Origin of the sequence: Streptomyces sp. NBC_01233, assembly GCF_035989305.1 — a bacterium.
In the GTDB taxonomy this organism is placed as follows: domain Bacteria; phylum Actinomycetota; class Actinomycetes; order Streptomycetales; family Streptomycetaceae; genus Streptomyces.
In genome coordinates this window covers 3,235,760-3,247,646 of record NZ_CP108514.1, presented here as the reverse complement: position 1 = coordinate 3,247,646, position 11,887 = coordinate 3,235,760, and the positions used below count along the sequence as shown (strand labels likewise).

Here is an 11,887-nt window from a genome sequence, read left to right as displayed (position 1 = left end):
TCAGCGCTCCAGGAAGGTGAACAGCTCTTCCCACCGGTCGGTGATGTCGGCACTGGAGTACCGCTTCACCGCGTGGAAGGCGTTGTCGCCGAGCCGGTCGCGCAGTTCACGGTCGGACATCAGCGTGTGCAGGTGCCCGGCGAGCTCCATCGTGTTGCCCAGCCGGGCCAGCAGCCCGTCCTCGCCGTGCTCGACGATCTCCCGCACGCCCGGCGCGCAGTCGAAGGCGGCCGCCGGAACGCCCGCCGCCATCGCCTCCAGCAGCGTGATCGGGAAGCCCTCGGCCCGTGAGGCCTGGGCGAAGACCGAGGCCCCGCGCAGGGCGCCCAGCACGTCGCCGGTGCTGCCCATCCACTCCACGGAGTCGTCCAGGCCCAGCGACGTGCAGTGCGCCCGCAGTGCCTGCTCCTCCGCGCCCGCCCCGTAGATCCGCAGGACCCAGTCGGGGTGGAGCGGCGCGGCGTCCGCCCATGCGTCGAGCAGCAGGTCGACGCCCTTCTCGAAGGCGAGGCGGCCGACGCACGCCACGACCTTCTCCGTGCGCGGGGCCGGGGTGTCGGGCATGAAGGGCAGCGGGTTCGGCATGCTGGCGACGTTCTCCATGCCCGCCCGGATCCACAGGTCCGCGTCCTCGGCCGTCAGCACCAGCAGCCGGTCGACCTCGGAGTAGTGGCGGCGGACCCGCTCGCCGCGGGTGGACTTCTGGCTGGCCTCGAACGACTCGTGGCTCATGCCGATGACGGTGAGCCCCTTGGTGTCGGCGAGCGCCACCCACTCCATCGCCCAGACCTGCGTGACGATGACCACACCGCCCGGCCGGGCCGCGCGCAGCAGCTCGCTCAGCTGCTCCGCCTTGACCCGCATCTTCGCCCGGCGGGCCGCCTGACGGCGCCGCTCGGGTGCGTTCAGCCGGCCCTTGATCCCGCGCAGCCGGCGGGCCGACGGCGGGTGGGCGTCGTAGAGCGTGGTCATCGCGTACGGCAGGTCCTGCGGCAGCTTCTGCCGGATCTCCTCGGCGACCGGGGCGATGCCGACGATGTGCACGTGGTGGCCGCGGTCCGTGAACAGCCGGGCCATCTGGTGCGACCAGGTGGTCACGCCGCCGAGCTCGTCGACGTTGTTGGAGACGATGAAGACGTCACGGCCGCCCGGGGTGCTGGTCTCCTGGCTCACTTGCCGCTCCTGGTGAAGAACTTCTCGACGATCTGGCGGGCCGCGTCCCCGCGGTCGTACTCGCCGAACTCGGCGAGGAAGCGCTCGCGCGCCTGGGCGTACTTGGCGTCCGCCTCCTCGAAGGCGGCGATCGCCTGCAGGAGTTCGTCCGCCGTGGCCACGACCGGGCCCGGGGCCTTCTCCTTCAGGTCGAAGTACGTGCCGCGGATGTCCGTCGCGTACTTCTCGTAGTCGTACGCGAAGAACAGCATCGGCCGGTCCAGGACCGCGTAGTCGAACATCACGGACGAGTAGTCGGTGATCAGTCCGTCGGCGAGGGCCAGGAGCGGGGTGATGTCGTGGTGCCGGGACACGTCGAGGACGCGGCCGGCGACCGACGGCGGCAGCGAGACGCTGTTGAGGTAGTGGGTCCGCACCAGCAGCGTGAAGCGGTCACCGAGCCGGTCCGCGAACTCCTCCACGTCGAAGGGGAAGGTGAAGCCCTCCACCGCGCCGTCCGCACCCGCCCGGAAGGTCGGCGCGTACAGCAGCACCTTCTTGTCCGGGTCGATGCCGAGCTCGGCCGCCAGGGGTCCGCGGACCCGCTCACCGCTCCCCACCTCGGTCCGGTGCGCCTCCACGAGGGCGTCGTTGCGCGGGTAGCCCGTGCGCAGCAGCACCTCGTCGCGCAGCCGGAAGCCCTTGGCGAGGGTGCGGGTGTCGTGCTCGGAGCGGATCAGGAAGTGGTCGAAGCGGTCGACCGCCTCCTGGAAGCGCTTCTGGCCGGCCCGCCCCTGCGCCTTGGTGCGGGGCTCGTGGAAGCCCATCCGCTTGAGCGCGGAGCCGTGCCAGGTCTGGATGTACGTGGTGCCCGGGCGCTTGGCGAGCGCCAGCGGGAAGCCCTGGTTGTCGACCCAGTACTCGGCCTGGGCCAGGGCCCGCAGGTAGGGCCAGCTCCAGCGCCGCACCAGGGTGGCCTCCTTGGGGAAGCCGGTGGGCTTGGCGCCCGCGTACGACCAGATCGCCTCGAACGGCACGCCCTGGCGCACCATCTCCTCGTAGATCGCCTTGGGGCTGTCGCTGTACTGCTTGCCCATGTGGCTCTCGAAGACGACCGTGCCCTTCTTGATCGGCAGCTTCGAGAAGACCTCGTGGTAGAGCTTCACCTTCTGCTCGCCGGAGCCGATGTTCCGGCGGGCCCGCAGGGCCTTGCGCAGGCCCCGCTTGACCACGCCGGCCGCCTTGCCCTGTATGGCGTTGTTGATCAGCGACTGGGTGCGGACGGCGGCGGCGCTCTCGGCGGTCAGGACGTAGCTGAGGTTGCCCTTCTTGGTCACCTCGGGCCCGAAGCGGTCGGAGACCAGCCGGGTCAGCCGCGGCCGCACGCGCAGCCTGGCCGCCGAGTCCAGGTCGACCCCGCCGACCGAGACGCGGGTGGTGATCCGCTCGCCGCCGGCGGTCAGCTTGAGGCGGACGTCCCAGACGGCGTCGATGATGCCGAGGGGGCGGACGGTGCTCGCGATGTCGGCGGTGCCGGTCCACTCGATCGTGTCACCGGCGTGGCGCACGCCCCCCACCGGGAAGCTGAAGGAACGCACGCCGATCTGCCGGCGGGCCCTGAATTCGAGCGTGGCCTTCAGACCGGCGTCGGCGGGGATCCGGCCCAGCGGATTCACGACGGAGCCGGACAGCGTGACGGTGCCGCGGCCGTCGTCCTCGTAGGAGGTGAGGCGGTTGCCCACGGTGAGGGAGGTGAGCGGGGTGGTGTGGAAGGCCTGCTCGGTGACGTCCAGTATCCGGCGGGCCTCGGCGGCCTCGGCGGGGTCGGGGCTGTCGATGTGCCGCGCGCACCAGTAGACGCGGCCGTCGCGTTCGGCGAGCGGGGAGGTGAGCCGGCCCTTGTTGGTCATGGCGTCGGCGGCCGGGAGCAGGTTGTCCCAGTCCTCCTTGCCGAGCAGGTAGGCGCAGATCGCCTGGAGGTAGGTGACGTTCTCGTACGCGGTCGGGTCGATCCCGGCGAGGTAGCCGTTGGCCAGCCGGGCGAACTCCTGGCGGTACTCGTCGCTCAGCAGGGGCAGGTCGCGCAGGTGCAGCACCAGGTCGTGCTTGACGAACTTGGCGTCCTTCGCGGACTTGATGTCCGCGTGGCCCTTCGCCGCCAGCAGCTGGTCGACGCGGCGGTGGATCTCCATCCGGTGGACGAAGTTCGCGATCTCGTGGCGCCGGTTGCTGATCGACTTGGCGGAGGCCTTCTCGACCACGTTCCAGAAGTAGACGTGGTTCGGGATCAGGGTGATGCGCCGGGCCGCCACGTACGCCTGCGCGGAGAAGAGCAGGTCCTCGTAGTGGATGCCGACCGGGAACTCCAGGCCCTGCTCCAGCAGGAACGCGCGCCGGTAGCACTTGTTCGTGGAGAGGGTGTCGTAGACCAGCAGGTCGGGGAACTCGGTGATCGATTCCAGCGTGCGCGTGCGCGAGTAGATCCAGGGGTACCACTCGGTGGTCTTCCCCCAGCGGTTGTCGAGGTGCACGCGTACGCACATGCCCGACACCAGGTCGGAGCCGGTCCGCTCGGCGGCCTGCAGCATGTTCCGGCAGGCGTTGCGCTCCAGGACGTCGTCGCTGTCGAGGAACATCACGTACGTTCCGGTGGCCTGCAGGATGCCGTGGTTGCGCGGCGCGCCGCAGCCACCGCTGTTCTCCGGCAGCTGGAAGGCGCGCACTCTTCCCGGATGCGCGGCCTCCAGTTCCTGGGCGACCGTGTAGGAACGGTCCTTGCTGCAGTCGTCGACGATCACGACTTCGACCCCGTGCAGGGTCTGGTCCAGAACGGACTGGACTGCTGTCGACAGACGCTCTGCGTCGTTGTAGACGATGACGACCACGGAGACGTCGGGCACGTGCACCTCGATCCCTTCGTTTCGTTGCGTTTCGTTCAGCTCATTCCGCTTATCTCGTCAAAGCTACCGTGTACCGCTCTCGGCTCAGGCAGGCCGACCGACGCTCCACCCTCGCCGTGCATACTTCTAAGGAAGAGGTGAGAGGCCGGTCCGGTCGCCGACAATCACCCGTTCGGACCCAGCAGGAAGTGTTCATGACGAAGCTGTCCGTAGTTGTCCCTTGCTACAACGAAGAGGCCGTCATCGACAGCTTCGACGCGGAGGTCCGCAAGGTCCTGGACACCCTCCCCGTCGACTATGAGATCTGCTACATCGACGACGGCAGTCGCGACGGGACCCTCGGCAAACTGCGGAAGATCGCCGCGGACCACGGCGACCAGACGCGCTACGTCTCCTTCAGCCGCAACTTCGGCAAGGAGGCGGGCATGCTCGCCGGCCTGCGCGAGGCCACCGGCGACGCCGTCGTGATCATGGACGCCGACCTCCAGCACCCGCCGGAGCTCATCGCACGCATGCTGGAGCTCTACCGGCAGGGCCACGACCAGATCATCGCCCGCCGCACGCGCGAGGGCGACAAGAAGCTCCGCTCCGCCCTCAGCCGCCTCTACTACCGGGGCGTCAACCGCTGGGTCGACGTGGAGCTCACCGACGGCGTCGGAGACTTCCGCATGCTGTCGCGCCCGGCCGTGGACGCCCTGCTGTCGCTGCCGGAGTACAACCGCTTCTCCAAGGGCCTCTTCTCCTGGATCGGCTTCGACACCGTCCACTTCGACTACCGCAACGCGCAGCGCGAGGCCGGCGAGACGAAGTGGAAGTTCGGCTCCCTGCTGAACTACGGCATGGACGGCCTGATCTCCTTCAACAACCGGCCGCTGCGCATCGGGATCTGGTTCGGCGTGTCGCTGGTCGCCCTGACCGGCCTGTACGCGCTGTGGATCACGATCATGGCGATCACCAACGGCGTCGAGTCCCCGGGATACGTCACCCTCGTGGCGATCATCACCGGCCTGGGCGGCGTCCAGCTGATCATGCTCGGCCTCATCGGCGAGTACATCGGCCGCATCTACTACGAGACCAAGCGCCGGCCGCACTTCCTGGTGAAGGAGTCGCACGGCACGGAGCAGCCCCCGCGCGACGGCCGGACCAGGCCGGGGGCGGAGCCCGCCGTTGTGGAGCGCAGCGCCCGATGAGCCGCAGGGACCAGCTCGGCCAGATCTTCCGCTTCGCCCTCGTCGGCGGGGTCAACACCGGCACCTTCTTCGGCATCTACCTCCTGCTGCACCCGTGGATGCCGTACTTCGCCGCCTACTCCCTCGCCTTCGTACTGGCGATGGTCGGCTCGTTCTTCATGAACACCTACTTCACCTACCGGACCCGGCCGACCTGGAAGAAGTTCCTCCTCTTCCCGCTGACGAACGTCACCAACTACGTGATCCAGTCGGCCGGCCTCTACGCCCTGGTGACCTGGGCCGGGATGGACACCCGGATCGCCCCGCTGGTCGCGGCGATCGTGGCCATCCCGTTCACCTTCCTCCTCTCCCGCAAGATCCTCGTCCCGGGCGCCGCGCGGGCCCCCGAGCCCGAGCACGCGCACGACGGCCCGTCCAGGGTCTGAAACCCCCGAGCAGCCCTTCGGGCCCACCCCGTAGATTGAGGTGGCAGGCATTTCGGCAAGGGGCAAGGGGACAGACGTGTCAGCGGCTAGGCAAGGTGTCGTGGACGCCCGCAGGATCGTGGTCAAGGTCGGTTCCTCCTCCCTGACCACCGCGGCCGGCGGCCTCGACGCCGACCGGGTGGACGCGCTGGTCGACGTCCTGGCCAAGGTCCGCAGCGGTGGCGAGAAGGAGATCGTCCTCGTCTCCAGCGGAGCCATCGCCGCCGGACTCTCCCCGCTCGGCCTGCGCCGCCGCCCCAAGGACCTGGCCCGCCAGCAGGCGGCCGCCAGCGTCGGCCAGGGACTGCTCGTCGCCCGCTACACCGCCTCCTTCGCGCGCTACGGCCTCCGCGTGGGCCAGGTGCTGCTCACCACCGACGACACCAGCCGCCGCGCCCACTACCGCAACGCGTACCGCACCCTCGACCAGCTGCTCGCCATGGGCGCCCTCCCGATCGTCAACGAGAACGACACCGTCGCCACGGACGAGATCCGCTTCGGCGACAACGACCGGCTGGCCGCCCTCGTCGCCCACCTCGTCCGCGCGGACCTCCTCGTCCTCCTCTCCGACGTGGACGGCCTCTACGACGGCGACCCGTCCCAGCCCGGCACCACCCGCATCGACGAGGTCCGCGGGCCCGAGGACATCGCGCACGTCTCGATCGGCAGCGCCGGCAAGGCGGGCGTGGGCACCGGCGGCATGGTCACCAAGGTCGAGGCGGCCCGGATCGCGGCCGCCGCCGGGGTCCCGGTGGTGCTGACCTCCGCGAGCCAGGCCGCCGACGCCCTTGCCGGGCGGGGGACCGGCACGCTCTTCCACGCCACCGGGCGCCGCTCGGCGGACCGGCTGCTCTGGCTCCAGCACGCCTCGACCCCGCAGGGCCACCTGGTCCTGGACGACGGCGCCGTGCGCGCCGTCACCGAACGCGGCAGCTCGCTCCTCCCGGCCGGCATCGCCGCGGTCGAGGGCGACTTCGTCGCGGGCGACCCCGTGGAACTGCGCGCGGCCGACGGCCGCGCGGTGGCCAGGGGCCTGGTCAACTTCGACGCCAAGGAGCTCCCGCAGCTCCTCGGCCGCTCCACTCGCGAGCTCGCACGGGAACTCGGACCCGCGTACGAGCGGGAGGTCGTACACCGTGACGATCTGGTCCTGCTGCAGGGCTGAGGTTCGGTAAAAGCGCAGCGCGGCGGGCCGGGGACTGGTCAACTGTGAGGGGCGGGCGGACAAGCGCAGCGGAGACAGGAGGCGGCTGGTGAGACGAGCGCTGACCAGCGTCGGTCCGGGGGACGGTGACGGCGGCGGTGGCGGGGAGGAGCAGGATCAGGCCTCGCGCCTGTGGCACGTGACCCTGAGCGTCTCCGGCAGGCCGGCCCCGCTGTCCGAGGTCCGGCGCGGGCTGGAACAACTGGCCCACGACCACCCCTTCCTGCTGACCAGCCGGTACGCCGACGACCACGCGGAGATCCGCTACTGGGAAGAGGCCCGTGACCTCCACGACGCGGCGGCCGTCGCCCTGCGCCTGTGGGGCGAACACCGCTCCTCGGCGCAGCTCCCGCCCTGGGAGATCGTCGGCCTGGAGGTCATCGACCGCGCCACCTACCACCAACGCGTGGCCGAAGGCTACGGCCCACCCCCGGCCCACCCGGTCGGCGTGCACCCGTACTGATCCCGACTGGTCCAGCCCCCGCTTTCAGCGATCCAGCCTCGCCGGCGTTTGAGGCGCGGGGTCTGGGGCGGAGCCCCAGGGTCTTTCAGCCCGTCCGACGCTTGAGGACCGGGGGCCGGGCAGCGCCCTGGGGGTACCTCCCAGCGGTAGCTGGGGGAGAATCGGCGAAGGGGCGGGGCGGGGAGAAGGCCCCGCGCAGCGGACCCGCGGACGGCCCGCGGCGGCGTCTCGCGGGGTGGAACCCCATCGGCGGGGCACCGGCGGGGGATTACCCTGGGCGGCATGACCTCGCTCGATGCCGCCACCGCCACCTCGCCCGTCATCGCCACCGCGCAAGCGGCCCGCACCGCGGCCGCCGCCGTCGCGCCACTCCCGCGGTCCGCCAAGGACGCCGCCCTGCTGGCGATCGCGGACGCGCTGGAGGCCCGTACGGCCGAGATCATCGCCGCCAACGCCGTGGACACGGACAAGGCCCGCGCCGCCGGCACCAGCGAGACCGTCATCGACCGCCTCACCCTGACCCCGGACCGCGTCGCCGCCATCGCCTCCGACGTGCGTGACGTCGCCGCCCTCCCCGACCCCGTCGGCGAGGTCGTCCGCGGCTCCACCCTCCCCAACGGGATCGACCTGCGGCAGATCCGCGTCCCCCTCGGCGTCGTCGGGATCATCTACGAGGCCCGTCCCAACGTCACCGTCGACGCCGCCGCCCTCTGCCTCAAGTCCGGCAACGCGGTCCTCCTGCGCGGCAGCTCCTCCGCCTACGCCTCCAACACCGCGCTCGTCGCCGTCCTCCGCGACGCCGTCACCGAGGCCGGCCTCCCCGCCGACGCGATCCAGCTCGTCCCCGGCGAGTCCCGCGACTCCGTCCGCGAGCTGATGCGCGCCCGCGGCCTCGTCGACGTGCTCATCCCGCGCGGCGGCGCCTCCCTCATCAAGACCGTGGTCGAGGAGTCCACCGTCCCGGTCATCGAGACCGGTACCGGCAACTGCCACGTCTACGTCGACGCCCAGGCCGACCTGGACATGGCCGTGGACATCCTCGTCAACTCCAAGGCCCAGCGGCCCTCCGTCTGCAACTCCGCCGAGACCCTCCTCGTCCACCGGGACATCGCCGACGCCTTCCTGCCCCGCGCCCTCGACGCGCTCGCCGACGCCGGCGTCACCGTGCACGGCGACGCCCGGGTCCTGGCCGCGGCCGAAGGCGGCAAGGTCACCGCCCTGCCCGCCACCGACGAGGACTGGGCCGCCGAATACCTCTCCTACGACATCGCCGCGGGCGTCGTGGACTCCCTCGACGACGCCGTCGCCCACATCCGCCGCTGGACCTCCGGCCACACCGAGGCGATCGTCACCACCTCACAGGCCGCCGCGCGCCGCTTCACCCAGCTGGTCGACTCGACCACGGTCGCCGTGAATGCATCCACTCGGTTCACGGACGGTGGTCAGTTCGGATTCGGCGCCGAGATCGGCATCTCCACCCAGAAGCTGCACGCCCGGGGCCCGATGGGCCTTCCCGAGCTCACCTCCACGAAGTACATCGTCACCGGCGACGGTCACGTTCGGTAGTCGGAGCCTGGACACGGTGTGGCCGGAATTCGGCGGACACCCTGCCCAAAGGCCTCCCCCAGGTCTAGGCTGGTCCTGTGCCGGACGACGTGGGGGGCAAGCCGTTCCCGGACGACGGGGAGCCCGACGACGACCGCGGAGGCGCGGATCAGGACTTCGCCTCCGTGGTGTTCGACGAGGCCTTCGTCCGGAACGCCGAGATCCATGAACCGAGTGCCGCCGAGCGCCAGCGGGCGGCGGACCGGGCACGCGCGGAGGCGGAAGCCGCCCGCGCCGTGGCCGGCGGCTGGACGGCCGACGACGACTACGACGGATATGCCTACGGCTACGAGGGCGACGAGCACGGTTGGGACGACCGCGGTCCCGGCTACCCCGACGGCACGTACGGCCCGTACGGGGCCTACGGCGGCAGCCTGCGCCCGTACCGCGGCCGGTCGCCCTGGCTGCGCCCGGTCGCCTGGGTGCTCGCCTTCGTGATGGGCCTCGGCATGGTCGCGCTCGCCTTCAGCGCCGTTTACCGCAGCGCCTCGGGCGAGGCGGACCCCGCCCCGGCGCCCGCCAGCACCCCCAGGCGCGAAGTCACCGGCGTCGGCGCGTTTACGTACCCCTCCGTCCGCCAACCCTGAAGGTACGACCCCGACTCGCGTACGCCGGAGCAGGGGGCTTCTCTGAAGCGGGGACAGCGGGGAGAAGCGATGGCCGTTCCAGGAGATCCGCCCAACGGCACCCCCGAAGGCATGGGCGGGGGCGACGAGGAGTTCCGGTCGGACGAATACCGGTCGGTGGTGTTCGACGAGGACTTCGTCCGGGCTGCCCGGCTCCAGGAGTACTCGGCACAGGAACGCATGGGCGAACACGCCAGGGCCGTGCGCAGCCGCTCCATCTGGTCGGGCGGCGGCTCCGGCCCCCGCACCGGCACTCCCGGCCGGGGCGCCCGGCAGGGCATGCTGCTCGTGCTGCTCATCGCCACGGCCTTCTCGGCCGCCGTCTACATGGGGCTGCGCAACCCCTACGTCCCCCCGCCCGGACGGCCCGCCCAGGCACTCAGCAGCACCGTGGTCCCGCTCGCACCGACCACCGCCGTGCCCGGCGGGCGGCCCGCCGACCTGTACGCGAAGAGCCCCGCCGCCGACTACCGCGTCGGGGCGGCCGGGATCGCCCTGCCCGCCGTGCGCCGCACGCAGCACTTCACCGACGTCCAGATCGTCACCGCGCTGTCCATCGCCAAGGACTACCTGGTGAATTCCTCGCTGGACCCCGATGTCCTGGCGGGAGCCGCCAACCGGCCGGTGCGCGTCCTGCTCGACCCCGACCAGCTGGCGCAGTTCGACCGCACCATGACCTCGCCCGCCGGCGACGGCCGGCACGCGGTCACCGGCTGGCTGGTCCGCTTCGACCCGGCCGCCGCGGTCGTGGCCGACTCCCGGGTCCGGGTGAGCGGGACCCTCGCCTACGCGGAGGTCGCCCCGGACGTGCTGGAGGTGATCACCGACCACACCTTCGTGTACGCCGTGCGGCCGGCCACCGGAGTCCCGGCGGCGGCCGACGGCGCCTCGCTCTTCACCGTCCGGCGGGAGCTGCGGCTGCGCTTCGACCGGGACGACCTGGGTGCCCGGCGGCTGGAGCTGGCCGCGGCCTATGTGATGGCCGGGCCGCAGGACTGCTCCAACGACCCGGCCGGGGGCTTCCGTCCGGTGCCGGCCGGGGCCGGCCCGACCACCGTGGGCCCGCCCGCGAGCGACCCGTACGCCACGGGCGAGCCGCGGCGGGCGGCCGGGCTGTGCGGCGTACTGGCGCCCTCCGCGGCCCCGGGGGAGATCCCCGTCAGCCCTGCTCCGTAGCCCCGCCCTTGCCCGCCGGCCCGGTGCCCGCGGCCGATCCGCTGCCGGCGCCCGTGAACTTGTCGCGGAGCTTGCCGCCCATGTCGGCCGCTCCCCCCGCGATGTCGCCGACCAGCTTGAACAACGGGTCCTTGCTGGTGCGCACCGAGTCGGCGTAGTGCGCGGCCGACTCCCGGAAGGAGTCGGTGACCGAGGCGTCCTTGTCCTCCTCACGGCGCGGGTAGTGGCCGTCCATGATCCGCTGGTAGTCCCGGCTCTCCGACCACTTCTTCAGCTCGGCCGCCCGGACCGTGGTGAAGGGGTGCGTGCGCGGCAGCATGTTGAGGATCTTCAGCACGGAATCGCGGAGGTCGCCGCCCTTCTCGTACTCGTCGGCCTGTGCCAGGAAGGCGTCCACGTTCATCTCGTGCAGGTGGTTGCCGCCCGCCAGCTTCATCAGCCCCCGCATCGAGGCCGTCACGTCCTGCCCCACCAGCAGGCCGGCCCGGTCGGCCGAGAGCTCCGACTTGCGGAACCACTCCCGCAGCGCGGTCACGATCGTCATGATCGCCACATTGCCCAGCGGGATCCACGCGACCTTCAGCGCCAGATTCGTCAGGAACAGCAGGATCGTGCGGTACACGGAGTGCCCCGAGAGGGCGTGGCCCACCTCGTGGCCCACCACCGCCCGCATCTCCTCCTCGTCGAGCAGCTCGACGAGGCTCGTGCTCACCACGATGATCGGCTCGTCCAGCCCGATGCACATGGCATTGGGCTTCGGGTCCTGCTGCACATACATCTGCGGGACCTTCTCCAGGTCCAGGATGTAACAGGCGTCGCGCAGCATCGCGTACAGGTGCGGGAACTGCGTCTCGCCCACCCGCACGGAGTCCGACAGGAACAGCAGCCGCAGGCTGCGCTCCGGAAGCAGCCCGCTCAAGGCCTTGAACACGGTGTCGAACCCGGTCAGCTTGCGCAGCGCCACCAGCGCCGAGCGGTCCGCCGGATGCTCGTACGCCCGCGAAGAGATACCGGGGAACCGCCTGCGGTCCCGCGCCGGTGCCTTCTCGAAACCCGTCTCCGTCATAGCGCCCTCCCCTGGAACGGCCTGCCTGGCCGTGCGTCTAT

General features: G+C 71.2%; 10 protein-coding genes. 7 read left to right on the top strand and 3 right to left on the bottom strand.

The window, feature by feature from the left end; all coding sequences use genetic code 11:
• Positions 1 to 1,173, bottom strand: a complete 1,173-nt coding sequence (locus OG332_RS15265; protein ID WP_327413996.1) for a glycosyltransferase — start codon at positions 1,171 to 1,173, stop codon at positions 1 to 3.
• Complete coding sequence (locus OG332_RS15260; RefSeq protein ID WP_327413995.1) at positions 1,170 to 4,058, bottom strand: bifunctional glycosyltransferase/CDP-glycerol:glycerophosphate glycerophosphotransferase; 2,889 nt, start codon at positions 4,056 to 4,058, stop codon at positions 1,170 to 1,172. The genes OG332_RS15265 and OG332_RS15260 overlap by 4 nt, the downstream gene beginning before the upstream one ends.
• Before the next feature lie 188 nt (positions 4,059 to 4,246).
• On the opposite strand from OG332_RS15260, the gene OG332_RS15255 reads away from it, so the two are divergent.
• The 7 genes from OG332_RS15255 (at position 4,247) to OG332_RS15225 (ending at position 10,780) form a co-directional block, all read left to right on the top strand.
• A complete protein-coding gene (locus OG332_RS15255) occupies positions 4,247 to 5,242 on the top strand; it encodes a glycosyltransferase family 2 protein (protein WP_327413994.1) in 996 nt (331 codons plus the stop codon).
• On the top strand, positions 5,239 to 5,667 hold the full coding sequence (locus tag OG332_RS15250) for a GtrA family protein (protein WP_327413993.1): 429 nt from the start codon (positions 5,239 to 5,241) through the stop codon (positions 5,665 to 5,667). The genes OG332_RS15255 and OG332_RS15250 overlap by 4 nt, the downstream gene beginning before the upstream one ends.
• Positions 5,668 to 5,743: 76 nt before the next feature.
• A complete protein-coding gene (proB, locus tag OG332_RS15245) occupies positions 5,744 to 6,871 on the top strand; it encodes a glutamate 5-kinase (RefSeq protein WP_327413992.1) in 1,128 nt (375 codons plus the stop codon).
• 34 nt (positions 6,872 to 6,905) lie between these two features.
• Complete coding sequence (locus OG332_RS15240) at positions 6,906 to 7,373, top strand: hypothetical protein (RefSeq protein WP_442816353.1); 468 nt, start codon at positions 6,906 to 6,908, stop codon at positions 7,371 to 7,373.
• A 282-nt stretch (positions 7,374 to 7,655) separates the two neighbouring features.
• On the top strand, positions 7,656 to 8,939 hold the full coding sequence (locus OG332_RS15235) for a glutamate-5-semialdehyde dehydrogenase (RefSeq protein WP_327413990.1): 1,284 nt from the start codon (positions 7,656 to 7,658) through the stop codon (positions 8,937 to 8,939).
• 77 nt (positions 8,940 to 9,016) lie between these two features.
• A complete protein-coding gene (locus OG332_RS15230) occupies positions 9,017 to 9,565 on the top strand; it encodes an SCO2584 family spore wall biosynthesis protein (RefSeq protein ID WP_327413989.1) in 549 nt (182 codons plus the stop codon).
• A gap of 69 nt (positions 9,566 to 9,634) precedes the next feature.
• Entirely contained in the window at positions 9,635 to 10,780 is a 1,146-nt protein-coding gene (locus OG332_RS15225; protein WP_327413988.1) for an SCO2583 family membrane protein, read from the top strand.
• Here the strand turns inward: OG332_RS15225 and OG332_RS15220 are convergent.
• Positions 10,764 to 11,846, bottom strand: coding sequence for a M48 family metallopeptidase (locus OG332_RS15220; protein WP_327413987.1), 1,083 nt, complete (start codon positions 11,844 to 11,846; stop codon positions 10,764 to 10,766). The two genes, OG332_RS15225 and OG332_RS15220, sit on opposite strands and share 17 nt — an antisense overlap.
• Positions 11,847 to 11,887 lie beyond the last annotated feature (41 nt).